A 23,943-nucleotide genomic window follows, 5' to 3' on the forward strand; every position below is an offset into this window, starting at 1 on the left:
AGGTGTCGCGTCCATCAACCAGGGAGAGTAAATGTGAAGATCATCAAGACGCTGGCCGCCGTCGCGGCCCTTGGCATTGCCGCCACGACCTATTCGGCGCACGCGGCCGACAAGGGTCTCGTCGGCGTGCTGATGCCGACCAAGACCTCGCAGCGCTGGATCAACGACGGCGACGCCGTCAAGTCCCAGCTCGAAGCGCTGGGCTACACGGTCGACCTGCAATACGCGCAGGACGACATCCCGAACCAGCTCAGCCAGCTGGAAAACGAGATCACGAAAGGCCCGAAAGCGCTGATCATCGCTTCGATCGACGGCACCACCATGGCCGATGCGCTGCAGAAGGCCAATGACGCAGGCGTCGTCACCATCGCCTATGACCGGCTGATCAAGAAGACCCCGAATGTTGACTACTACACCACCTTCGACAATTTCGGCGTCGGCGTGATTCAGGCGAATTCCCTGGTCAAGGGCCTCAAGGAGCGCTTCCCGAACACCAAGCCGTGGAACGTCGAGCTGTTCGGCGGCTCGCCCGACGACAACAACGCCTTCTTCTTCTACAACGGCGCGATGTCGGTCCTGCAGCCGCTGATCGACGACGGCTCGATCAAGATCAAGTCCGGCCAGATGGGCATGGACAAGGTCGGCACGCTGCGCTGGCTCGCCGCCACCGCCCAGGCCCGCATGGACAACCTGCTCTCGGCCAACTACTCGGACGGCAGCCGCGTCGATGGCGTTCTGTCGCCCTATGACGGCCTGTCGCGCGGCATCACCGCCTCGCTGCGCGCTGTCGGCTACGGCACGGATGCTCAGCCCTGGCCGATCGTGACCGGTCAGGACGCCGAGACCGCCTCGGTCAAGCTGATCATTTCGGGCGAGCAGTATTCGACCGTGTTCAAGGACACCCGCGAGCTGGCCAAGGCCACCGTGCAGCTGGTCGACAAGGTGCTCTCCGGCGGCAAGCCCGACGGCCTCGACACCAAGACCTACAACAACGACGTCAAGGTCGTTCCCTCGATCCTCTTGACGCCGTACGAGGTCGACAAGTCGAACTACAAGGCGCTGGTCGTCGACTCCGGCTACATCAAGGCCGAAGAGCTGAAGTAATCCAGCCTTTAAGGGAGGGGTCCTGCGCGACGCAGGGCCCCTTTTCGTTCAGAAGCGACCCCGGTATTGTTTTTGCCGGCTTCTGCAGCGCCATGCGCCATCGCGGCGCGAGCCAGACTGCAGTATGTTGATTTCGCGCATAACGCCTTCCGGAAACGGCAGGCATGCGCCAGGGAGCGGAATTCCTGATGAGCTCGACGATTTTGGAGATGCGCGACATCACCAAGACGTTCCCCGGCGTGAAGGCGCTGTCGAACGTCAACCTCAGCGTCGAGGAAGGAGAAATCCACGCCATCGTCGGCGAGAACGGCGCCGGCAAATCGACGCTGATGAAGGTGCTGTCGGGCGTCTACCCGACCGGTACCTATGAAGGCGAGATCGTCTTTCGCGGCCAGGAATGCCACTTCAAGGGTATCCATGACAGCGAGCATATCGGCATCGTCATCATCCACCAGGAACTTGCCCTGGTGCCGATGCTGTCGATCGCGGAAAACATCTTCCTGGGCAACGAGCACGCCAGCTACGGCGTCATCGACTGGAACGCCAACGAGAAGCGCACCAAGGCCCTGCTCGACAAAGTCGGCTTGAAGGAAGATCCCAAGACGCTGATCACCAATATCGGCGTCGGCAAGCAGCAACTGGTCGAGATCGCCAAGGCGCTCAGCAAGGAAGTGAAGCTGCTGATCCTTGACGAGCCGACCGCCTCGCTCAGCGAAAAGGACAGCCAGGCGCTGCTCGATCTTCTGCTCGAGTTCAAGCGCCAGGGCATGACCTCGATCCTGATCTCGCACAAGCTCAACGAGGTGAACCGCGTCGCCGACAAGGTGACGGTGATCCGCGACGGGCGCACCATCGAGACCCTGCCCAGGAAGGACATCAGCGAGGACCGGATCATCACTTCGATGGTCGGCCGCTCGCTCGACGACCGCTACCCGCCGCGCGAGCCCCAGATCGGCGAGGTTATTTTCGAAGTGAAGAACTGGTCGGTGTACCATCCGATCCACGCCGAGCGGCAGGTGATCAAGAACGTCAACCTCAATGTGCGCAAGGGCGAGGTGGTCGGCATTGCCGGGCTGATGGGCGCCGGCCGCACCGAATTCGCGATGAGCCTGTTCGGCCGTTCCTACGGCCGGCATATCAGCGGCGAGGTCCTGCTCAGGGGTAAGCCTCTCGATCTTTCGACGGTGAGCAAGGCGGTGGAGAACCGGATCGCCTATGTCACCGAGGACCGCAAGACCTTTGGCCTCAACCTTATCGACCACATCAAGCACAACGTGACGCTGGCCAATTTGGGAGGCGTCTCCAGCCGCGGCGTCATCGACGACATGCGCGAGATGAGCGTCGCCAACGACTATCGCAAGAAGACCAACATCCGCGCATCCAGCGTCTATCAGTTGACCGGCAATCTTTCGGGCGGCAACCAGCAGAAGGTGGTGCTGTCGAAATGGCTGTTCGCCGACCCGGAAGTGCTGATCCTCGACGAACCGACGCGCGGCATTGACGTCGGCGCCAAGTACGAAATCTACACGATCATCGCCCGCCTCGCCGCAGAGGGAAAGGCAATCGTCGTCATCTCGTCGGAAATGCCGGAATTGCTCGGCATCACCGACCGCATCTATGTCATGAACGAAGGGCGTATCGTCGGCGAAATGGCGGCAAGCGACGCCAGCCAGGAAAAGATCATGCGCGCCATCGTTCGGGGAGAAGGAAAAAAAGCCTCATGAGCACAGAAAGCGCTCCCGCGCCGCAGAGCGGCGTCGCCGAAGACGTCAAGCATGGTCCGCGTGTCGCCGTTTCGGCGCTGACGACGAACCTGCGCGAATACGGACTGATCATCGCGCTGATCGTCATCATGCTGTTCTTCCAGTACACGACGTCCGGCACGCTGTTCAAACCGGTCAACCTCAGCAACCTGGTGCAGCAGAACTCGTTCATCATCGTGATGGCGCTTGGCATGCTGCTGGTGATCGTCGCCGGCTATATCGACCTCAGCGTGGGATCGGTCGCCGGCTTCATCGGCGCGCTTGCCGCAATGATGATGGTCATCTGGCCGCTCGGTATATTCAGCAATCCACTGGTGGTCTCGATCGTTTGCCTGATCGTCGGTGCGCTTATCGGCGCGGCGCAAGGCTATTGGATCGCCTATCACCGAATACCGAGCTTCATCGTGACGCTGGCGGGCATGCTGATCTTCCGCGGCATCTGCCAGGCACTGCTTGGCGGCGGCTCCTCGGTAGGTCCGCTTCCCGACAGCTTCAAGGCGTTGAGCTCCGGCTTCATCCCCGACGTCATCGGCCCGCTGACGCTCATTCCGCCGACGGTGAATGCCGCCGGCAAGACCATCGTCGGCAGCGGCCTTACGCTGCACATGACGACGATCGTGCTCGGTCTGGTCGCGGTGCTCGCCTATGCCTATTTCGGCTTCAGAACACGGCGTAAGCGCGAACGGCATGGCTATGAGGCCGAGCCCTTCCCGCTGTTCGTCGTCAAGACGCTGGTCGGCAGCGCGCTGGCGCTGTTCCTGGTCTTCCAGTTCGCCAGCTACAGGGGCCTGCCGGTGGTGCTTCTGGTGATGGGCGTGCTGATCTCGCTGTTCGTCTTCGTCACCAAGCGCATGACCATCGGCCGCCGCATCTATGCGATGGGCGGCAACGCCAAGGCGGCGCAGCTGTCGGGCATCAACACCGAAAGGCTGACGCTGCTCGTCTTCATCAACATGGGCGTGCTGTCGGCGCTCGGCGGCCTGATCATCGCCGCTCGCCTCGGCCAGGCCGTCCCGGCCGCCGGTCTGGGCAGCGAGCTCGACGTGATCGCCGCGGTCTTCATCGGGGGCGCCTCGGCGATGGGCGGTGTCGGACAGGTCATCGGCGCCGTGGTCGGCGGCTTCATCATGGGCGTGATGAACAACGGCATGTCGATCATGGGCGTCAATGTCGACTGGCAGCAGGTGGTCAAAGGCCTGGTGCTGCTCGGTGCCGTCATCTTCGACGTCTACAACAAGAACAAGGCGTAGAGGCCGGAGGCAAGGACTAAGGAGGCATACGGGTTCTAGATCGCGAAGCTGCCGGCAACCCGTCGGCGCGAAGAAGTCCTGGAAGGACCAGGCTCGCGAGTGCAATCCGGACGAAGAGTTTCAACCGTGGCGCGGATCGGTTCCGGGCTGCGCCGGTCAGGGCTTGCCAATCGGCAGCCGGGCCAAGGCAAAAGAGAGAGGGTTCATCATGCTGATTTCCCAGATCCTCGATGACGCCGAGACGATCCGCGTCGTTGCCCGCAGCGGCGGCAAGACCCGGATCATCAACGGCGCGCGCAGCGTCTATTCGCTGGCGATGGAGGCAGCCCGCACCGGCACCGGGCTCGAGGCGCTGATCGAGCGCAAGGGCTATGGCGAGACGGTCGACCTCGACGCCGTCTACAAGAAGGGACGCCTGGTGTCGCCGATCAACCATCCCGACCCCGCGCATCTCCACCTTACCGGCACCGGGCTTACACATCTCGGCTCCGCCGCGACACGCGATTCCATGCACAAGAAGCTCAGCGACGGCGAGGAGCAGCTCACCGATTCCATGAAGATGTTCCGCATGGGGCTGGAGGGCGGCAAGCCGGCCAAGGGCGAGATCGGCGTGCAGCCGGAATGGTTCTACAAGGGCAACGGCACCATGGCGGTGGCGCCCGGTGCCGCGCTGATGTCGCCGGCCTTCGCGCAAGACGCCGGCGAGGAGCCGGAGATCGCCGGCATCTATGTCATCGGCGACGACGGCGCGCCGTTCCGCGTCGGCTTCACGCTGTCCAACGAGTTTTCCGACCATGTGACCGAGCGCGTGAACTACCTGTTCCTCGCCCATTCCAAGCTGCGCAACGCCTCGTTCGGACCGGAAATCCTGATCGGCGAGCTGCCCGCCGACATAAGGGGCTCTTCACGAATCTGGCGCGACGGCAAAGTGCTTTGGGAAAAGCCGTTCCTGTCCGGCGAGGCGAACATGTCGCACACCATCGCCAATCTCGAGCATCACCATTTCAAATATTCAGCCTTCCGCCAGCCGGGCGACGTGCATGTGCACATGTTCGGCACCGCCACACTCTCGTTCGCAGACGGCGTCAGGACCGAGGAAGGCGACACGTTCGAGATCGAGGCCAAGGATTTCGGCCTGCCGCTGCGCAACCCGCTCGAGATCGAGAAGCCAGTGAAGGTGGCGGTGAAGGCGCTGTGAGGTTAGAGCGTGATCTCCCCCACGAGGGGGGAGATTGGCAGCTTCAACCTCAATAAATATCGAAATCGAAATACTTCGATTGGATCTTCTTGTAGGTGCCGTCGGCAACAATGGCGTCGATTGCCGCGTTGAGGCGGTCGCGCAGGGCGGCGTCCTCCAGGCGCACGGCGATGCCGGCCTCGGTCTCGGTGCCCTTGACGTCGCCCACCAGCTTGCAGCAGCCGTCGCTCGCCTTCTTCATCCAGTCGACCAGCACGAACTTGTCCGAGATGACGGCGTCGAGCCGGCCGTTGAGCAGATCGGTGACCGCCTCTTCCTGGGTCGGGTAGAGCTTCGCCTCGGCGCCGGCCTTGGCGTAGACGTCCTGGGCGTAGTTGGCCTGGGTGGTCGAGGCCTGGGCACCGACCGTCTTGCCGGCAAGCGAGGCCGGCTCGGTCGAGGCGATATCGGCGTCCTTCAGGGCGACCAGCGCAAGCGGCGTGGTGTAGTATTTGTGGGTAAAGGCGACCTGCTTCTTGCGTTCCTCGGTGATGCTCATCGAGGCGATGATGGCGTCGAATTTCTTGGCCTGCAGGGCCGGAATGATGCCATCCCAATCCTGGGTGACGATCTCGCATTCGATCTTCATCTGCGCGCAGAGCGCATTGGCGATGTCGATGTCGAAGCCTTCCACCTTGCCGTCCGGCGTGATGGTGTTGAAGGGCGGATAGGCGCCCTCGGTGCCGATCTTGATCTTTTCGGCCGCGTCTACCGAACCGACGCCGAGCGCCAGCATGGCGGCGGCCGCAGCCGACAGGATCCATCTGGATATCTGCATTTTCATCCCCTTGGGTTCAGGTGCTACATGCTCAGACGCAGCCAAGCACGGCGCGCGAGGCCGGGCAAGCACAGCCTGGCGATCAGCGCGCGGCGCGAAAATGCTTGGAGAGCTTCAGCCCCTGCGCCTGATAGTTGGAACCCAGCTCGCTGCCATAGAGCGCCTGCGGCCGCTTCAGCATATGCTCGTAGACGAGGCGGCCTACGATCTGGCCGTGGTCGAGGATGAACGGCACCTCGTGGCTGCGCACTTCAAGCACCGCGCGGCTGCCGCTGCCGCCGGCGGCGGAATGGCCGAAGCCCGGGTCGAAAAAGCCGGCATAGTGGACGCGGAACTCGCCGACCAGCGGATCGAAAGGCGTCATCTCGGCGGCATAGAGCGGCGGCACGTGCACGGCTTCGCGAGAGACCAGGATGTAGAACTCGTCCGGGTCGAGCACGAGCTCGCCGGCCCCGCTCTTGTAGAGCGGTTCCCAGAAGTCGACCACATCCTGAGCGGCGCGCTTGTCGACGTCGACGAGGCCGGTGTGGTGCTTGCCGCGATAGCCGACCAGGCCGTCCTTGTCGCCGTCGAGATCGATAGAGAGCGCAATGCCGCCGCCGGAGATGTTGGGCGGCTCGGTCGCAACCAGCATCTCGGCGTGATGGAGGTCACGCAACTCATTCTCCGACAGCACGGCATTGCCGGTGCGGAAGCGGATCTGCGACAGGCGCGAGCCGGCGCGCACGACGATCGGGAAGGTGCGCGGGCTGACCTCGAGATAGAGCGGGCCATGATAGCCGGCGGCGATCTTATCGAACTCATGGCCGCGGTCGGTCATGACACGCGTGAAAATGTCGAGCCGTCCGGTCGAGCTCTTCGGGTTGGCCGAAGCCGAGACTTCCGCCGGCAGCGCCAGGCTTTCCTGCAGCGGCACGATGTAGACGCAGCCCGTCTCCAGCACCGCGCCCTCGGCAAGGTTGATCTCATGCAGCTTCAGCCGGTCCAGCTTGTCGGCCACCAGATGATCGGGACCGGGCAGAAAGGAAGCCCGCACGCGAAAGGCCTTGTCGCTAAGTCTGAGATCGAGGCTGGCCGGCTGGATCTGGTTGGTGTCGAGCGCGCGCGGCGACTTCAGCGCGCCCGACTGGAAGAGCGCCGCGATGTCCTGATCCGGAAGAATGCCTGTCTGCCGCAATGTCTGGCTCCGGGCGAAGTCATTGTCGTCGCAGTTTCCTGTCGCAAAACCGCGGGACACTTTTGCGGAGGCTGCCTGGTACAACCCTCTTAATCAAGCCGGCAATTGACGCAAGCGCGGGCGAGGTCTAAAGGGTCGTTATCCCGTGGTGATTTGGCCGGTCGGCTTGCAGCCACGTTAAACAAGTCGCTAAAGGACCGTCGGGCCGCAAGGCCGTATGGACCGGTTGCGACGTCGCGGCCGGTTTTTTTGTGTTTGGAAGCAGGGCGATGACCAAGACGCGTAACTGGAAACCTCAGACGGCACTCGTGCATGGCGGGACGCTGCGTTCCGGCTTCGGCGAGACCGCCGAGGCGATGTATCTCACCCAGGGCTATGTCTACGAGACGGCCCAGGCAGCGGAGGCCCGCTTCAAGGGCGAGGAACCCGGCTTCATCTATTCGCGCTACGCCAACCCGACCGTCGATATGTTCGAGAAGCGCATGTGCGCGCTGGAAGGCGCGGAAGACGCACGTGCAACCGCTTCCGGCATGGCCGCCGTGTCCGCCGCCCTGCTCTGCAGCGTCAAGGCCGGCGATCACATCGTTGCGGCGCGAGCCCTGTTCGGTTCCTGCCGCTGGGTAGTCGAGACGCTGGCGCCGCGCTATGGCATCGAGGCAACGCTGATCGACGGCACCGACATTGCCAATTGGGAAAAAGCGGTCAGGCCGAACACCAAGCTGTTCTTCCTGGAAAGTCCGACCAACCCGACGTTGGAAGTGGTCGATATCGCCGCTGTCGCCGCTTTAGCAAATTCGATCGGCGCACGCGTGATCGTCGACAACGTCTTTGCCACGCCGCTGCAGCAGAAGCCGCTGCAGCTCGGCGCCCATATCGTGGTCTACTCGGCGACCAAGCACATCGACGGACAAGGCCGCTGCCTCGGCGGCGTCATCCTGTCGGACAAGAAGTGGATCGACGAGAACCTGCACGATTATTTCCGGCACACCGGCCCGAGCCTGTCCCCATTCAACGCATGGACGCTGCTGAAAGGCCTCGAGACGCTCCCGCTGCGCGTGCGCCACCAGACCGAAAGCGCCGGCAAGATCGCGGACTTCCTGGCTGGCCGGCCGGAGATCGCCCGCGTCATCTATCCGGGCCGGGCCGACCATCCCCAGGCGGATATCGTCAGGAAGCAGATGTCGGGCGGCTCGACGCTGATCTGCCTCGACGTCAAGGGCGGCAAGCAGGCGGCCTTCGCCTTGCAGAACGCGCTCGACATCGTGCTGATCTCGAACAACCTCGGCGACGCAAAGAGCCTGATCACGCATCCGGCGACGACGACGCACAAAAACCTCACTGACGAGGCCCGCGCCGAGCTCGGCATCGGACCAGGCACGCTCAGGCTCTCCGTCGGGCTGGAGGATACCGACGACCTGCTCGCCGACATCGAACAGGCGCTGAAGGCGGCGAAGGAATGAACCGCCACGGCGGCAAAGAGGGCGCTTGAGCCGCAGCCGGCTCAAGCAATCTCTTCGAGTTCAGTCATCCCGCTGTTGCGGATGGTCATTGCGTTGCCACGCCATTCGACGGCCCCGCCAAGCCAGCCGCGCGCCCAGATGGCGGGAAGCATCGCGTCGCGCACGATCATCGCGGTGACGCTGCGCGGCGACAGATGCCAGCCCTTGGACCAGGCGAGCATGCATTCGGGCACATAGGCGATCGCCAGCACGCAGAGCGCGGTCGTGGGCAGGCTGACACCGGCGCTTGCCGCCGCGATCAGCGCCAGAAGCAGCGGCACGACCACACCGGTCAGGATTTCGGGCGCGAAGAACAATGGGAAGGTGACGCGGCGCAGCCGCGCCCAGCGCGCCTGGCGCGACCAGATTTCGGCGAGCGTGCGCTGGCCGAGCGACTGCTCGAAGGGCGCGGCCACGAGATTGACCCGAAGGCCAAGGCTGTTGACCAGCTTGGTCGCCGCCGCGTCCTCGGCGATCTCGGCGGCCAAAGCCTGGATGCCGCCATTTGCATCCAGCATCGGCTTGTTCCACAGCATGCTCTTGCCCTGCGCGAAGCCAAGGCCGAGCGCTTCGCCGGCATATTGCCAACGCGCCTGCAGCGTGTTGAGGAAGGCGCATTCGACCTCGGCCCAGAAACCGTTCGGACGCGAGCCGATCGGCGTCGAGCAGACGAGGCCGGTGTCCGGCCCCCAGGCCGCCATCAGATGCTGGACATAGTCCTTGGGCATCAGCACGTTGGAATCGGCGAGGATCACCCAGTCGTGCCGCGCCGCCTGCCAGCCCTTGATGCAGTTGTTTAGCTTGGGATTGGCGCTGATCCTGTCATCGCCGACGAGGAGCCGCGCCGGAACATTCGGAAATCTCGCGATGGCGGCGTTGATCAGCTTGACCACGGGATCTTCGGCGTGCGCGACGCAGAAGATCAGTTCGTAGCGCGGCCAATCGAGCGAGAAGGCGCGGTCGAGCGTCTCCTGCGTGAACGGCTCCACACCGCGCGACGGCACGACGATCGAGACAGGCGACAGGCCGCCGGAGGGCGCGGGAATGGCGCAACGAGCCTTCAGCCGCGACGACGCGAGCAGGATGCTGGCAAGGTTGGAAAAAAGAAGGGCCGAGGAGGCAAAGGCGGCTGCGAGGGTCAGTTCCATCGAGATCTGGTCACTCCGGAAAGGCCGCCCGAGGCCGTTTCATCACTCGACAAAGCGCCCGAGTCGCCCGCACGGTTTGTGCACACCAACATTGTCATGTGTCACTTAAATGACATTGTTTGTCGGCACTTGCGGTGGAAAAGCCGGCAGGCTGGCGACGCCGCGGAGGTAGAACCGCGAAGCGCGGTAAAATGTTCCCTGCGGCACCGGAGTGGCTCATGTATCGCGCCGTGACGCGCAACATCGAAGTGCAGGTCAGGCCGTTTTATCTGGAGGACCGTTCCGATCCGTCCGAAAACCGCTATGTCTGGGGCTACCAGGTGACGATCGACAACCGGTCGGACGAGTTCGTGCAGCTTCTGTCGCGCTACTGGCACATCACCGACGGGCGTGGCCGAGTCGAAGAAGTGCGCGGCGAGGGCGTGGTCGGCGACCAGCCGGAGCTCAACCCCGGCGACAGCTATCAGTACACGTCGGGATGCCCGCTCTCGACGCCATCCGGCATCATGGTCGGCCGCTACACGATGCGCAACGGCCGCGGCGAAACGTTCGACGTCGCCATTCCGGCTTTCTCGCTCGATATGCCGGGGACGAAAAGGACGGTGAATTAAAGAACTCGAGTTCCCCGCCTCCGCAAAGCGGGGGCGAGGAGCCGGAGCTTTCTCACTCCGCCGCAAACTCCGCCGGATCGAAGTCGTACTGCGTCGAGCAGAACTCGCAAGCGACATGGATACCGCCGTCCTCGGTCGAGTCCTTTATCTCCTCGGCCGAGAAGCCTTCGAGAATGCCTCGGATTTTGTCGCGCGAGCAGGAGCACTGATCGGCGACCGGCACACCGCGGAAGACGCGCACGCCGTGCTCGTGGAACAGCCGGTAGAGCAGCCGCTCGGCACCCACCGTCGGATCGATGAGCTCGGTCGGCTCGATGGTGCCGAGCAGCGCCAAGAGTTCCCGCCAGGAATTGTCGGCCGGTTCGTGCGTCACGTCTCGTGGATCGCCATCCCCGCCCGAAATGTCGGGCACGCGCATGCGTTCGGGCGCCTGCGGCAGGAACTGCGCCAGGATACCGCCGGCGCGCCATTGCTCGCGGGCCCCGCCCGGGCCCGGGGTCACCAGCTTCGCAACCGACATCCTCAGATCGGTCGGGATCTGCTCCGACTGGCGGAAATAGGTCCGCGCGGCTTCTTCCAGCGATGTGCCGTCGAGTTGGACGATGCCCTGATAGCGCTGCGTGTGCGCGCCCTGATCGATGGTCAGGGCCAGGACGCCGGTGCCGAGCAGCTTCTCCTGCGAGATCTCGCCCGAGGCAATCAGCGCCTGCAGCCGGTCGGCGTCGAAGCGCGCATAGGCGCGCAACGAATGCGGCGTGGTAAAGTCCGCCACCAGCATGTCGACCGGTCCGTCCGTGCGGGTTTGCAGGATGAACTTGCCCTCGAATTTCAGCGACGTGCCGAGCAGTACGGTGAGCACGCAGGCCTCCGCCAGCAGGCGCGCGACCGGCTCGGGATAATCGTGGCGGCTGAGAATGGCGTCGAGCATCGGCCCGAGCTGCACCGTGCGGCCGCGCACATCCAGGGGCGCTACTTCGTAAGGCACGACATGGTCGTCGCCTGCGAAGCCGAATTCGCCGAGTTTGGGTTGATGCTCAGCCAAGGAAAGCGTTTCCAGCATGACAAAACTCCGGGGCGCATCCATCCCGCTTTCCAGGCGGCATGGGTCGAAGCGCGTTCGATTTCAGTGATGGCCCGCAAATAGGCATCACACATCCCGGGATCAAGTTGGCGCGGATCAAGTCGACCCCGGTCAAGCGCCCAGGCACCAGGCCAGCACCGCCTTCTGGGCGTGCAGCCGGTTCTCGGCCTCGTCGAAGACCACCGAATGCGGTCCGTCGATCACCTCGTCGGTGACCTCCTCGCCGCGATGCGCAGGCAGGCAGTGCATGAAAAGCGCGTCGGACTTCGCCCTCGCCATCAGCGCGGCGTTGACCTGGTAGGGCAGGAAGACGTTATGGCCGCGGGCGCGATGCTCCTGGCCCATCGACACCCAGCTGTCGGTGACGACGCAATCAGCCTGGTCGACGGCCTCTTCGGCCGAGCCGGCAAACCTCACCTTGCCGCCATTGGCCTTCGCCCAGTCGACATATTTCTCGAACGGCTCGCTGCCCTCCGGCACGGCGACATTGAGGTTGAAGCGGAACCGCGCCGAGGCTTCTAGAAGCGAGTGCAGCACATTGTTGCCGTCACCTGTCCAGGCGAAGGTCTTGCCGGCCACCGGACCGCGATGCTCCTCATAGGTCATGATGTCGGCCATCAGCTGGCAGGGATGGGTATCGTCGGTCAGCCCATTGATCACCGGCACGGTCGCGTTTTCGGTGAGTTCCAGCAACCGGTCATGCGAGGTGGTGCGGATCATGATGGCATCGACATAGCGCGACAGCACCTTGGCGGTGTCGGCGATGGTTTCAGAACGGCCGAGCTGCATCTCGGTGCCGGTCAGCATGATGGTCTCGCCGCCGAGTTGGCGCATGCCGACGTCGAAGGAAACGCGCGTGCGCGTCGAAGGCTTGTCGAAGATCATCGCCAGCACCTTGCCCTCGAGCGGCTTCGAACGCTCGCCGGCCTTGAGCCTGGTCTTTCGCGCCATCGCATCGTCCAGCATGACGCGCAGATCGCCTGCGGAAACGGCGGACAGGTCGGTGAAGTGACGAACGCTCATCGGCAGATTCCAGAACTACTTCGCGGCTTCGGCCGTAATCGCGTCGGTCAGGCCCTTGGCGCCCGACCGAATGCGTTTCAGCGCCTCCCCGATCTCCTCGTCGGTGACGGTGAGCGGCGGCAAAAGCCGGATGACGTTGTCGCCCGCCGGCACCGCAAGCAAGTGCTGGTCGCGCAGCGCCATGTTAACCTTGGCGTTGGGCATGGCGCATTTCAGCCCTAGCATCAGCCCGCTTCCCCGGATGCCTTCGATGACCTCGGGAAATTCGTCGGCGACCGCCGCCAGTCCTTGCTTCAGCAGCAATGCCTTGCGCTGAACGTCCTCGAGGAAGCCGTCGGCCAGCACGACGTCGAGCACGGCGTTGCCCACCGCCATCGCCAGCGGATTGCCGCCGAAAGTGGTGCCGTGCACGCCGGCCGTCATGCCAGCCGCCGCGTCGTCGGTTGCGAGGCAGGCACCCATCGGAAAACCGCCGCCGATGCCCTTGGCGATCGCCATCAGGTCAGGCGTGACGCCCGCCCACTCATGCGCGAACAGCTTGCCGGTGCGCCCGATGCCGCACTGGACCTCGTCGAAGATCAGAAGCAGGCCATGCCGGTCACAGAGTTGCCGAATCCGCTTCAACGACTGCGTCGGCACCGGGCGGATGCCGCCCTCGCCCTGCACCGGTTCGATCAGGATAGCCGCGGTTTCCGGTGTGATCGCCTTCTCGGCGGCATCGATATCGTCGAACGCGACCTGGTCGAAGCCCTCGACCTTCGGACCGAAACCCTCGAGATATTTGTACTGACCGCCGGCGGCGATCGTCGCCAGCGTGCGGCCGTGGAAGGCGCCCTCGAAAGTGATGATGCGGAAACGCTCCGGATGGCCTTTGACGAACTGATAGCGCCTGGCCGACTTGATGGCGCATTCCAGAGCCTCGGCGCCCGAATTGGTGAAGAACACCTTGTCGGCGAAGGTTGCATCGACCAGCCTTTCGCCCAGCCGGCGCTGCTCCGGGATCTCGTAGAGATTGGAGACGTGCCACAGCTTGGCCGCCTGCCCGGTGAGCGCCGCGACCAGATGCGGATGGCTGTGGCCCAGCGAGTTCACGGCGATGCCGCCGGCGAAGTCGAGATATCGCTCGCCCTTGTCGGTGACCAGCCAGGTCCCCTCCCCGCGGTCGAAGGCCAGGGGTGCGCGAGCAAAAGTCTCGTAAAGCGCCGAACCGCTCATTATATGCGTCTCCGGAACCGGAAATCAAAAAAGCCGCCAATGCGGCGGCCTTTGCGGCTTATCATGTTTTTCGGCCATGAAGTCAACGAAAAGGTCGCGCAGAAGCGCGCGGCAAGGCTCCAGCGCCACGCCGGCCCATCAGCGGTTGGGCAAGTTGGGGAAAACCGTAAAAACCGAATCGGTGTTGCCCTGGGGACTCTTGTCACCGAGTCAGCGCATAAGGTAATTGTAGTCGAGAAATAACTAGATTTCGTGCGGCGGATCTAATCACCCGGTACATGTGGTGTCGTTTGCCCGGCGAGAGCCGGCTCGGGAAAGGATTCTGACCGCCGCACGCCTCAGCAGGAGCGCGGTCTCATGAACTGGACTGACGAGCGAGTCGAACTTCTCAGGAAATTGTGGTCGGAGGGTCTCAGCGCCAGCCAGATCGCCGCGCAGCTCGGCGGTGTGAGCCGCAATGCCGTTATCGGCAAGGTGCATCGCCTGAAACTGTCGGGCCGCGGCCGCGCGACCGCGGCGCCGGCACGGCAGAAGAAGGCCACGCAGGGCGCCTCGATGCAGAAGTCCGTGGCTCGTGCCGCCAGCGCAGCCCGTCATGTGACGGCCTCCATCGGCGCGACCGCTCTGCAGGTGCAGTTCGAGGCGGAGCCGGTGGCGCGCCACTATATCCGCCCGGTCGAGAACGTTGTCGTGCCAATCTCGCGCAACCTGCAGCTCGTCGAGCTGACCGAGCGCACCTGCAAATGGCCCAACGGCGATCCGCTGTCGGAAGACTTTAGCTTCTGCGGCAACGACGCTGGCGAAACCGGGCCGTACTGCAAATACCATGCAAGGGTGGCGTTCCAGCCGGCGGCGGAAAGGCGCAGAAGCCGCTAAGCGAATAGCGAATAGCGAATAGCGAATAGCGAATAGCGAACGAAATAGGAATAACATCGATATTCGAGTCCGGCACAAGCTTCTTTATCGCTATTCGCTGTTCGCTATTTCACAGCCATCCATTCTTCCTGAACCGCCAATACAGAAACGCGCAGATCAGCGCGATGGCGGCCAGGACTGTCGGGTAGCCGTATTCCATCTTCAGTTCAGGCATGTCGTCGAAATTCATGCCGTAAATGCCGCGAAGGCCGTGGGCACCGCCAGGATGGCCGCCCATGAGGCCAGCTTCTTGGAGATCGCCGTTTCCTGGCTCTGTCCGACCAGAAGGCTTGCCTCGAAGGCGAAGGCGAGCACCTCGCGCAGGCTGTCGATCTTTTCCTGCACGGTGCGGATGTGGTCCGTCACGTCGCGGAACAGCGGATGCATGGCGGCATGGATCTGCGGCAGCTCGGCGCTGGTCAGCCGCCGGCAGACCTCGACCAGCGGCAGCGCCGCGTTGCGCAGCCTGAGCAGATCGCGGCGCAGCATGTAGAGCCGCTCGATGTCGCCACCGCTCATCGGCTTCAGCAGCACCTTGTCCTCGATCTGCTCGACCTCGTCCTCGATCTGCTCGAGCACAGGCATGTAGTTGTCGACGATGAAGTCGAGAATTGCATAGAGGACGAATCCTCGCCCTTGGCGAGCGAGGACGGGCAGCTTTCCCAGTGCTGGCGCACCGCGGCGTAAGAGGTCGACGGGCCGTGCCTGACGCTGACGATATAGCCGGTGCCGACGAAGAGATGCGTCTCGCCGAAGGTGACGCGGCCATCGATCAGTTGCGCTGTGCGGGCGACGATGAACAAGGCATCGCCATACTGTTCGATTTTCGGCCGCTGATGCGGGTGTTCTGCGTCTTCGATCGCCAGATCATGCAGATGGAACTGCGCCTGCACCCTAAGCAGCAGGTTGCGGTCCGGCTCGAGCAGGCCGATCCAGACGACATGGCCGGGCTTTGCCGCCCATATGCCGGCCTCTTCGATCGTAATGTCGGCGACGCGCTTGCCGGCGGAATAGACGCTGCACGCAACAATGCCGGATGTCGGCTGCGGGGCCGCGGTCAGGTTTCGAACTTGCTCCATCGCAAAACCTCCGAGACGGCGACTGACAAAACTGCTGCACCTGGAATAGCTTAGCCTAAATTGGAAAGCCGTTCGAGTGGCCGCCCCTTCACTTGGCCGATCTTGGGTCGCCGATACCGCGTCACCCGGCCGATACTGGGCCAGGCAACACCACCTGGTCGGTCTTGTCGCCCTTCGGCCGCTCGGCCGGCATCTGGTCGCCGGTGACGATGTAATAGATGGTTTCGGCGATGTTGGTGGCGTGGTCGCCGATCCGCTCGATGTTCTTGGCGCAGAACAGCAAGTGGGTGCAGGGGGTGATGTTGCGCGGATCTTCCATCATATAGGTCAGAAGTTCACGGAACAGCGAAGTGTACATGGCGTCGATCTGGTCGTCGCGGTCGCGCACGAAGCCGATCTTCTCGACCGAGCGCGAGGCATAGACGTCGAGCACTTCCTTAAGCTGCGTCAACGCCAGATCGGCTAGCGCCTTGAGGCCGCGGAAGAGGCTGCTCGGCTGGCGGCCGTCAATGACCGCCGCGACGCGCTTGGCGACGTTCTTGCCGAGATCGCCGACGCGCTCGATGTCGGCCGAGATGCGGATGGCGCCGACGATCTCGCGCAGGTCCGTCGCCATCGGCTGGCGCCTGGCGATGATGACGATCGCCTTGTCGTCGATCTCGCGCTGTCCCTCGTCGAGAACGAGATCGTCCTGGATGACTTTCTGTGCCAAACCCGGATCGGCGTTCACGAGGGCCGCGATAGCCTGCTCGACCATGCGCTCGGCATGCCCGCCCATGGCGGCGATGCGCTTCGACAGGAATTTCAGTTCTTCGTCATAGGCACTGACAATGTGGACGGACTGCATCGATATGCCTTCTCGGTTCCTGCCGGCTGGTGCGTTCCCTCAACCTGCCGCTGATACGCGAGCCGGATGACAGAAAAAAGAAAATGCCGGTTGCCAACCAATATAGGATCATTGAGCCGGCAAATGAACCGTGAACGCCGCGCCCTTGCCGACTTCCGACTTGATCGACAGCCTTGCGTTATGACGTGTCAATATATGCTTGACGATCGAAAGGCCAAGGCCGGTGCCTTTCTGAGTCCGGCTGTTTTCCACGTCGACGCGGTAGAAGCGCTCCGTGATGCGGGGGATGTGTTCCTCGGCAATGCCTGGACCATAGTCCCTTATGGTCACGTCGATGCCTGGGTCGTGGCCGTCCTCGGCGTGTGCTATCGACACGGTGACGCGTCCGCCCGACTGGCCGTATTTGCAGGCATTCTCCAGCAGGTTCTCGAAAACCTGGAAGAGCTCGTCGCGGTCGCCCGGCACGGAAATCGGCCCATCGATGAAGTCCCGCTCGATGGCGATGCCGTTCTCGTTGGCCAGCGGCGCGAGCGAGTCGATGACGCTGTCGATGGTCTGTCGAAGGTCGACTTCGGTCCCCGGCCGCAGATAGGGCTTCATCTCCAGCCGCGACAGCGACAACAGGTCGTCGATCAGGCGCGCCATGCGGCCCGTCTGGTTCTGCATGATCTGCAGGAACTGGTCGCGCGCCGCCGCGTCGTTGCGGGCAGGCCCGCGCAACGTCTCGATGAAGCCGGCGATCGAGGCGAGCGGGGTGCGCAGCTCATGGCTGGCATTGGCGATGAAGTCGGCGCGCATGCGCTCGATGCGGCGCGCCTCGCTCTGATCCTTGAACACCAGCACGTAAAGATCGGTGCCATGGCCGACCGAGGACGCGCTCACCCGGTATGTGCGCTCGACCGGCAGCTTTTCCGTGTAGTCGACGACATCGGACGCCATAGTTCCCGAGACGATCCCGTCAAGCAAAGCCTGCATTTCCGGCGCGCGGAATTTGAGCGACAGCGACATGCCGGGGGCCAGCCCACCGAAGGCGGCAAAGGCGGCCGCGTTGGCGTGGACGATAGTGGCGGTCCGGTCGAAGATGATCAGCGGATCGGCAACGGCGGCGGCCAGATATTCGCCGGACAGCCGCTGCAGCCCGCCGACTTCGACGGCGGCAGTCCCGCCGGCTGACTGGCGCTCGGCGGCGGTCGGCAGCATTGCGGCCGCGACCAGCAACGCGAGGGCCAGCAGAGGCACAAAGATCGAAAGGCCGCCGAAACCATAGACGCCGAGGACCGCGACCAGGGCCGCGGCCAGCAACCAGCGGCTGCGCCGCAGCTGGGCTATGGCTGCCCGCGTTGCGCCTTTCTGGTCTGCGCCCTTATCGACCATGCGCTGCCTCGTATCCCCGTCGGTGAAAGGTCAGCCGACTGGACCTGCGCATGACCCCCAAAAATCGGAATCGATTTTCTGGAGTGTTCATGCGCAAAATCAAAGTGCTACCGCGCGTCCAGACGGACGCAACGCCTCAGAGGCTCCCATAGCACGAGTCCGCAAGCTGGAAAGGTTCGCCCCGATGAAAAAAGCCGAGGGAAATGCCGACGCGGCGCCTGCCGCAGGACCGATCAAGATGAGGATAGGGGGTAAGGAACGCGAGTTCGACATCGACAACCCGGTGCTGCCGGACTGGATCGAGGACAACAAGCTGACCGCCGGCGGCTATCCCTACGACAAGAAGATGAAGGGTGAAGAGTACGACGAGGAACTCGAGCGGCTGCAGATCGAGCTGGTCAAGGCGCAGGCCTGGCTGCAGGCGACCGGCAAACGGGTGTTGGCGCTGTTCGAGGGGCGCGACGCGGCTGGCAAGGGCGGCACGATCTTCGTCCTGCGGCAGTACATGAACCCGCGCACGGCACGCAACGTGGCGCTGACCAAGCCGACGCCGACGGAGCATGGCCAATGGTACTATCAGCGCTATGTCGACCATTTCCCGACCTCCGGCGAGTTCGTCACCTTCGACCGCTCCTGGTATAACCGCGCCGGCGTCGAGCCGGTCATGGGATTCTGCACCCCGGAGCAGCACGAGACATTCCTCGACGAGACGCCGCATTTCGAGCGGATGATCTGCAACGAGGGTATCCACTTCTTCAAATTCTGGCTGAACATCGGTCGCGAGACGCAGCTTGAACGGTTCCATGATCGCCGCTGGTCGCCATTGAAGAACTGGAAATTCTCGCCGATCGACGTCGCCGGCATCAGCAAATGGGACGATTACACCAAGGCGCGCGACCTGATGTTCGAGCGCACTCACAAGGAGTTCGCGCCCTGGATCATCGTGCGCGCCAACGACAAGCGCCGTGCGCGGCTTGCGGTGATCCAGCGTATCCTTCTGTCCTTGCCTTATGACGGCCGCGACCTCGACGCCGTCGGCAAGCCCGACAAGAAGATCATCGGGGAAGGCCGGTCGTTCCTGGAGAAATAGCTTGCACCGTGCCCGCGGCCGGCGGCCAACACTACAGCGCCGCGCACCTTCGCGGGTACGCGGCGCTGAGACTTTCCACCAAGGTGTCACGCCGCGAGGCGGGCGATCCGCTGCAAACGCTTCAGCGTGGCGTCGTCCTGCAGCGCTTGCTGGAACAGCGATATCTCATGGTCGATGCGGTCGCACAGAACGTCCGTATCCCCCTTGAGCAGGCCGCGGGTCTGCAACAGCGCGGCAACCGGCTTCTTGGCGAGCTGCCTTGCCCGCGCCAAGGCTATTTCCTCGGCGCTGCCTTCCACGATCTCACCGACAAGGCCAAGCGCCTTGGCGTCGTCGACGCCCAGCGTGTCGCCCAGGCAGAAGAAGCGGAAGGCGCCGGCATAGCCGAGCTTCTGGGGCGCCAGGATGCTGGTCGCCGCGTCCGGCACCAGGCCGAAATCGACGAACGGCACCCTGAACGTGCTGCCCCTGGAGGCGATCACCATGTCGCAGTGGAACAGGATGGTGCAGCCGACGCCGACGGCGTCCCCGTCGACGCAGGCAAGGACCGGCTTGGGAAAGGTCGCAAGCCTGCGAAACATATCGGTGACGGCGGCAATCAGCTGCTGGTGCTTGGCGGCGTCGAGGAACTCCGAGAAGTCGCCGCCGAGGCAGAAGCAGCCGGCAAGGCCGCGCAGCACGACCACGCGAACCTCGTCATTGACGGCGGCCTCGTGGAAGGTCCTGGCGAGGCACGCATAGGCGTGCCTGTCCAGCACCGGCCGGCCGTCATGCGAGGACACGGTGACGACCAGCGTGTGGCCGCGCAGCTCAGGTTCGGGGTGGAAGCTCATGACAACCTCCTCACGAAGCCTGTCTGAGGCCGAGCTGGCCGGGATAGCCTCTCATCAGCACCGGCGGGAAGTGGTTGCGGCGCTGGCGCACCACCTCCAGCGTATGCTCGGAAAAGGTGAGCAGCGTCGCCACCACCTGCTGGTTGCCATAGGTGCGCTGGTAACCGAGCGGCGTCGCCAGGAAGTGCAGCTGCAGCGCGCGCAGCACCCACATCGGTTCGAACTCGATGATGACCTGGTTGACGTTGCGCTTGAGGCCCCATTCGACGAAACCGGCGATCAGCTCGGTGCCGACCGTCGAGACGCCGCGCTTGCCATCACGGAAGCCCGGCGCCACCGCATAGCGGGTCAGCTCCCAGACTCGCGGCCCCGAGGGCGGCGTCCCCTCATAGAGGTCCGTCAGCACATCGGTCAGTAGATGCGGCCGCGTCGTCGGCAGCATGCGCTGATAGCCGGCTAGCTCGCCGTTGCGGATGACGAGGTGATGCTCGGCCTCGTCATGATCGAATTGGTCGATCTCGAGGCCGTCCGGGCGGTCGAGATCGGTCCAGCCCATCTCCTCGACGAAGATCTTGTAGCGCAGGCGGTGAACCGCTTCCCACAGATCGGGGCGCTCCATCAATTCCTGAGTTGTGAGGGAAAAAAGCATTAGCCGTCTCCTGGGCTTGAGAGGAAGATACGGCCGGGCTCTCCGGAAAATATTACGCGATCGCGTAGGCAAGAATTTTTAGGTCGGCACCGACCGACCCGGCCAATATAGCCGCGCCTAACTGCCTCCGCGACCGCCTGCACGCGGATGGCGACGCCCAGTTTGCTTTGGCGTTAAGAAAGTATTAGCCCTCTCTTAAGACAAGGACACCGCTCGCCCTTGCTTAAAATATTACGCGAATGCGCATGGGACCGTTTCTGGGCCAGCACGGCCGATTTAGCTAATATAGCCACGCCTGATCGCCTCGGCGACTGCCTGCACACGGTTAGCGGCGCCCAGTTTGCTCTTCGCGTTGAGAAGGTGTTTCTCGGAGGTATGCTCCGAAATGCCGAGAATCTGCGAAATTTCCCACTCGGACTTTCCGACAGCTGCCCATTGCAGGCATTCGCGCTCACGCGGTGTGAGTTCGATGTGGTCGACGACCTTGCCGGCCATCGTGTGAAGCTGCATGGCGCGGCCGATGGCGTAGGTGGACACCAGCGAGACCATTCCGAATTCGACGTCCGACAGTTCAACGGACTCGCCACCCAGCGAGACCATGACGATCTGGCCGTCGAGCGTGACCAGCGGGAAGGCGAGGCCGTCGCGCAGCTTGAACTCGCGGGCGTCGCCCATGACCTCGTCGCTGCTCTTGTCGATGACGATGGCCTGGGAAGCCTCCCGCCACTGGAACGGGGCCTGCAATTGCTTCATGTGGCTGACGACCGGATCATGGTCGACATAGTTGCGCGCCACATAGCGCTCCAGCCACTCGCCCGGCCAGTCGCAGAGCAGCACATGGTCCTTCTGCTGGCCGCGCGGCGTGCCGGGTTGCGGGACCGTTCCGGCCATCAGCGCCGTCAGCCCGAAACTCGAGGTGACGCCGAGCAGCCGCTCGCACACTGCCGCAGCAGTGTTGGCGTGCTGTAATTGGTCGATGTATTCCAGAGTTCTATCGAACATGCTCATCGCAACATCTACCCCATGTTGCTTCTGCTTTTCGTACCGATCGTAGATGCCCGAACCACCCTTCGCCATCAACCCCGGACCACAAGTTTCTTCGCGACACCTGCCCCTGTTGCGGGCGCGCGCTGAAACTTGCAAACGCACTAAACCATACGCCGAATTCGCCCGTTTGAAATCAAAAACAATTGTGCCTGCACTGTTTTCGTACGAAGAGCCAAGGACATGATTGGGCGGAGCGTTATCGTGCCATTCCGATGGATATTTCTGGCCCTCCTGTCGGCGCTGATCGGAGCGTTGCCATTTGCCGACGCGACTCGCGCGGCGGAGCCGCAGGTTCCGGTGCTGTGGGATGCCAAGGAGCGGCTGCCGAAGCCCGATCTTTCGGCGTTGCCGAGGCTGAGATTCCTCACCACCACCGATTTTCCGCCTTTCAACTTCCTCGACGGCTCCGGCCGGCTGTCGGGTTTCCACATCGACCTGGCGCGGGCGATCTGCGCCGAACTCGGCATCGTCGAGAAATGCCAGATCCAGGCGCTGCCCTGGAACGATCTCGACGACGCGCTGCGGAAAGGCGAAGGCGAGGCGATCATCGCCGGCATCGCGGCGACGCCGGAAAGCCGCGAGAAATACGCCTTCTCGCGTTCCTATCTGCAGTTCCCGGCGCGCTTCATCATGCCGAAGGCCAAGGCGTTTACCGAGCCGATCCTCGACAAGCTGCGCAGCAAGCGCGTGGGCGTCATCGCCGGCTCGGCGCATGAGAAGATGCTGCGCGACTATTTCAGCACGGTGCAGGTCGTGCCCTTCGACAAGGCCGAGGACCTCTACGCGGACCTCAAGGCCGGCAGGATCGACGCCGCCTTCGGCGACGGCATGCGCTTCGCCTTCTGGCTCGGCGGCTCGGAAGCCGCCGGCTGCTGCCGCTTCGCCGGCGGCCCTTATCTGGCGCCCGAATATCTGGGCTCGGGCATGGCGATCGCCACCAGGGCGGGCGACCCGGCGCTGGCCGCCGCCTTCGACTACGCGTTGCAGGAAATCTCGATCAAGGGAACCTTCGCCGAGTTCTACCTGCGCTATTTTCCGGTGAGCTTTTTCTAAGTCAGTGTGCGCAGGCGGGCCTTCGCCGCACGGGCGATCGCCGCCACGGTGAGCGTGTCGAGATCGAGCTTCCGTCGGATGAGCTGCAGCACCCTCAACTCCTCCATGCGCATTTCGAGATCGACTGCCGCGACCTCGAAAGCGGCGGCATAGGCGGTGTCACGCAACCGCTCCGGCAGCGCATCGGCGACGCGCGCGAGGACGCCTTCCAGCCCGTCCTTGTCGTGCAGAGCCTGCTGGCACGCTTGAGCCACGCCGACCAGGCTGTCGCTGTTGAAATCGACAAACACGGGCCAAGAACGGACGACGTCCCCGATCCGCGCCAGTTCGACATCGGTCATGTCGCGGTCGGATGCCGAAGTGATGACCATGAGATAGATCAGGGCTTCGTGCGGCGTCAAAGGCATTCAAAACTCCTTGATGGTGAGGCTTCAACGTAGGATTGGCAGTGAGGCGCCGCAAGGAAAAGCGCCGCAAATCGTTGACGCTCCGGCCCGTCGCGCCTAGAGACCGGGTGAAAATCTTTACGCGCCCAAGCCGACACATCTGGCCGGCAGATTACCTGGAAAGTGACATGACGGGATCAAACATCATCGATCTCAATGCCGAGATGCTTGCGGCCGCCGCCGAAAGCAAGGCATGGCCGTTCGAAGAAGCCAAGAAGATCATTGCCCGCTACAAGAACAGGGACTTTCCCGATACCGTCCTGTTCGAGACCGGTTACGGCCCGTCCGGCCTGCCGCATATCGGCACCTTCGGCGAGGTGGCGCGCACCACGATGGTGAGGCACGCCTTCCGCGTGCTGACGCAGGACACGGTCAAGACCAAGCTGTTGTGCTTCTCCGACGATATGGACGGCATGCGCAAGATTCCCGACAACGTGCCCGATCGCGCGGCGCTCGAGCCCTACCTGCACAAGCCGCTCACATCGGTGCCCAATCCGTTCGGCGGCGGCTATGCGAGCTTCGCCGACCACAACAACGCGATGCTCTGCCGCTTCCTCGACACGTTCGGCTTCGACTATGAGTTCGCCAGCGCGACCGAATACTACAAGTCCGGGCGCTTCGACGAAGTACTGCTGCGCGCCGCCGAGCGCTATGACGAGATCATGGCGGTGATGCTGCCGACGCTCGGCGGCGCGCAGCAGTACTTCGTCGAAGCGCCCGGACT

General features: G+C 63.3%; 21 protein-coding genes, 2 pseudogenes and 1 riboswitch. Of the genes and pseudogenes, 10 read left to right on the forward strand and 13 right to left on the reverse strand.

From position 1 onward, the window contains the following. The first annotated feature begins 33 nt into the window (after nucleotides 1-33). The 4 genes from chvE to araD1 all read left to right on the forward strand — a co-directional run bounded on the left by chvE (nucleotide 34) and on the right by araD1 (nucleotide 5,315). A complete protein-coding gene (chvE, locus tag EOA79_RS07255; RefSeq protein WP_128292948.1) occupies nucleotides 34-1,104 on the forward strand; it encodes a multiple monosaccharide ABC transporter substrate-binding protein in 1,071 nt (356 codons plus the stop codon). A 188-nt stretch (nucleotides 1,105-1,292) separates the two neighbouring features. Then, nucleotides 1,293-2,828 (forward strand): multiple monosaccharide ABC transporter ATP-binding protein, encoded by a 1,536-nt coding sequence (gene mmsA, locus EOA79_RS07260; RefSeq protein ID WP_067322747.1) that lies wholly within the window; start codon nucleotides 1,293-1,295, stop codon nucleotides 2,826-2,828. Further along, nucleotides 2,825-4,117, forward strand: coding sequence for a multiple monosaccharide ABC transporter permease (gene mmsB / locus EOA79_RS07265; RefSeq protein ID WP_066996778.1), 1,293 nt, complete (start codon nucleotides 2,825-2,827; stop codon nucleotides 4,115-4,117). The genes mmsA and mmsB overlap by 4 nt, the downstream gene beginning before the upstream one ends. A 208-nt stretch (nucleotides 4,118-4,325) precedes the next feature. After that, nucleotides 4,326-5,315: an AraD1 family protein gene (gene araD1 / locus EOA79_RS07270; protein ID WP_066996775.1), complete on the forward strand. Its 990-nt coding sequence runs from the start codon at nucleotides 4,326-4,328 to the stop codon at nucleotides 5,313-5,315. Nucleotides 5,316-5,364: 49 nt separating this feature from the next. On the opposite strand, the gene EOA79_RS07275 is transcribed toward araD1, so the two are convergent. Both EOA79_RS07275 and EOA79_RS07280 read right to left on the reverse strand, forming a co-directional pair. Then, complete coding sequence (locus EOA79_RS07275; protein WP_082953809.1) at nucleotides 5,365-6,132, reverse strand: ABC transporter substrate-binding protein; 768 nt, start codon at nucleotides 6,130-6,132, stop codon at nucleotides 5,365-5,367. A gap of 82 nt (nucleotides 6,133-6,214) precedes the next feature. After that, nucleotides 6,215-7,309, reverse strand: coding sequence for a 2'-deoxycytidine 5'-triphosphate deaminase (locus EOA79_RS07280; protein WP_067322878.1), 1,095 nt, complete (start codon nucleotides 7,307-7,309; stop codon nucleotides 6,215-6,217). Between the two features lie 135 nt (nucleotides 7,310-7,444). Beyond that, nucleotides 7,445-7,522, forward strand: a riboswitch (SAM riboswitch). A 56-nt stretch (nucleotides 7,523-7,578) separates the two neighbouring features. Here EOA79_RS07280 and EOA79_RS07285 point away from each other — a divergent pair. Continuing rightward, entirely contained in the window at nucleotides 7,579-8,769 is a 1,191-nt protein-coding gene (locus EOA79_RS07285) for an O-succinylhomoserine sulfhydrylase (RefSeq protein ID WP_067322744.1), read from the forward strand. Between the two features lie 41 nt (nucleotides 8,770-8,810). Here the strand turns inward: EOA79_RS07285 and EOA79_RS07290 are convergent, their stop codons facing one another. Beyond that, nucleotides 8,811-9,956 (reverse strand): ceramide glucosyltransferase, encoded by a 1,146-nt coding sequence (locus EOA79_RS07290; RefSeq protein WP_127335167.1) that lies wholly within the window; start codon nucleotides 9,954-9,956, stop codon nucleotides 8,811-8,813. A 218-nt stretch (nucleotides 9,957-10,174) separates the two neighbouring features. Between EOA79_RS07290 and apaG the strand changes: the two genes are divergently transcribed. Next, entirely contained in the window at nucleotides 10,175-10,567 is a 393-nt protein-coding gene (gene apaG, locus EOA79_RS07295) for a Co2+/Mg2+ efflux protein ApaG (RefSeq protein ID WP_067322738.1), read from the forward strand. Nucleotides 10,568-10,619: 52 nt separating this feature from the next. Here apaG and EOA79_RS07300 read toward each other — a convergent pair whose 3' ends face one another. The 3 genes from EOA79_RS07300 to EOA79_RS07310 all read right to left on the reverse strand — a co-directional run bounded on the left by EOA79_RS07300 (nucleotide 10,620) and on the right by EOA79_RS07310 (nucleotide 13,886). Continuing rightward, nucleotides 10,620-11,651, reverse strand: coding sequence for an Hsp33 family molecular chaperone (locus tag EOA79_RS07300; protein ID WP_082953802.1), 1,032 nt, complete (start codon nucleotides 11,649-11,651; stop codon nucleotides 10,620-10,622). Between the two features lie 108 nt (nucleotides 11,652-11,759). Then, nucleotides 11,760-12,671 (reverse strand): ornithine carbamoyltransferase, encoded by a 912-nt coding sequence (argF, locus tag EOA79_RS07305; protein ID WP_095799366.1) that lies wholly within the window; start codon nucleotides 12,669-12,671, stop codon nucleotides 11,760-11,762. 15 nt (nucleotides 12,672-12,686) lie between these two features. After that, on the reverse strand, nucleotides 12,687-13,886 hold the full coding sequence (locus tag EOA79_RS07310) for an aspartate aminotransferase family protein (protein ID WP_067322728.1): 1,200 nt from the start codon (nucleotides 13,884-13,886) through the stop codon (nucleotides 12,687-12,689). A 357-nt stretch (nucleotides 13,887-14,243) separates the two neighbouring features. Between EOA79_RS07310 and EOA79_RS07315 the strand changes: the two genes are divergently transcribed. After that, on the forward strand, nucleotides 14,244-14,762 hold the full coding sequence (locus EOA79_RS07315; RefSeq protein WP_066996757.1) for a GcrA family cell cycle regulator: 519 nt from the start codon (nucleotides 14,244-14,246) through the stop codon (nucleotides 14,760-14,762). A gap of 109 nt (nucleotides 14,763-14,871) precedes the next feature. Here EOA79_RS07315 and EOA79_RS07320 read toward each other — a convergent pair. From EOA79_RS07320 to EOA79_RS07330, 3 genes and pseudogenes are all read right to left on the reverse strand, one after another. Beyond that, nucleotides 14,872-15,880 (reverse strand): annotated as a pseudogene (locus tag EOA79_RS07320) (magnesium and cobalt transport protein CorA). A 121-nt stretch (nucleotides 15,881-16,001) separates the two neighbouring features. Beyond that, a complete protein-coding gene (phoU, locus tag EOA79_RS07325; protein ID WP_067322722.1) occupies nucleotides 16,002-16,727 on the reverse strand; it encodes a phosphate signaling complex protein PhoU in 726 nt (241 codons plus the stop codon). A 108-nt stretch (nucleotides 16,728-16,835) separates the two neighbouring features. Then, a complete protein-coding gene (locus EOA79_RS07330) occupies nucleotides 16,836-18,101 on the reverse strand; it encodes an ATP-binding protein (RefSeq protein WP_095826062.1) in 1,266 nt (421 codons plus the stop codon). Between the two features lie 184 nt (nucleotides 18,102-18,285). Between EOA79_RS07330 and ppk2 the strand changes: the two genes are divergently transcribed. Beyond that, nucleotides 18,286-19,191 carry a polyphosphate kinase 2 gene (gene ppk2 / locus EOA79_RS07335; protein ID WP_127335168.1) on the forward strand — a complete coding sequence of 302 codons (906 nt, stop codon included), beginning with the start codon at nucleotides 18,286-18,288 and terminating at the stop codon, nucleotides 19,189-19,191. An 86-nt stretch (nucleotides 19,192-19,277) separates the two neighbouring features. Here ppk2 and EOA79_RS07340 read toward each other — a convergent pair whose 3' ends face one another. From EOA79_RS07340 to EOA79_RS07350, 3 genes are all read right to left on the reverse strand, one after another. After that, nucleotides 19,278-20,024 (reverse strand): enoyl-CoA hydratase-related protein, encoded by a 747-nt coding sequence (locus tag EOA79_RS07340; protein WP_095826063.1) that lies wholly within the window; start codon nucleotides 20,022-20,024, stop codon nucleotides 19,278-19,280. A 10-nt stretch (nucleotides 20,025-20,034) separates the two neighbouring features. Continuing rightward, nucleotides 20,035-20,673, reverse strand: a complete 639-nt coding sequence (locus tag EOA79_RS07345) for an acyl-homoserine-lactone synthase (protein WP_066996739.1) — start codon at nucleotides 20,671-20,673, stop codon at nucleotides 20,035-20,037. Between the two features lie 276 nt (nucleotides 20,674-20,949). Further along, nucleotides 20,950-21,681: a LuxR family transcriptional regulator gene (locus tag EOA79_RS07350; protein ID WP_066996863.1), complete on the reverse strand. Its 732-nt coding sequence runs from the start codon at nucleotides 21,679-21,681 to the stop codon at nucleotides 20,950-20,952. Nucleotides 21,682-21,900: 219 nt separating this feature from the next. On the opposite strand from EOA79_RS07350, the gene EOA79_RS07355 reads away from it, so the two are divergent. After that, nucleotides 21,901-22,773, forward strand: a complete 873-nt coding sequence (locus EOA79_RS07355; RefSeq protein WP_095826064.1) for a transporter substrate-binding domain-containing protein — start codon at nucleotides 21,901-21,903, stop codon at nucleotides 22,771-22,773. Here the strand turns inward: EOA79_RS07355 and EOA79_RS07360 are convergent. Then, nucleotides 22,770-23,180: a tellurite resistance TerB family protein gene (locus tag EOA79_RS07360; RefSeq protein WP_095826065.1), complete on the reverse strand. Its 411-nt coding sequence runs from the start codon at nucleotides 23,178-23,180 to the stop codon at nucleotides 22,770-22,772. The two genes, EOA79_RS07355 and EOA79_RS07360, sit on opposite strands and share 4 nt — an antisense overlap. A 167-nt stretch (nucleotides 23,181-23,347) precedes the next feature. On the opposite strand from EOA79_RS07360, the pseudogene lysK reads away from it, so the two are divergent. Beyond that, a pseudogene (gene lysK / locus EOA79_RS07365) lies at nucleotides 23,348-23,943 on the forward strand (lysine--tRNA ligase); the annotation flags it as partial.

Origin of the sequence: Mesorhizobium sp. M1A.F.Ca.IN.020.03.2.1, assembly GCF_004023205.1 — a bacterium.
Lineage (GTDB): Bacteria > Pseudomonadota > Alphaproteobacteria > Rhizobiales > Rhizobiaceae > Mesorhizobium.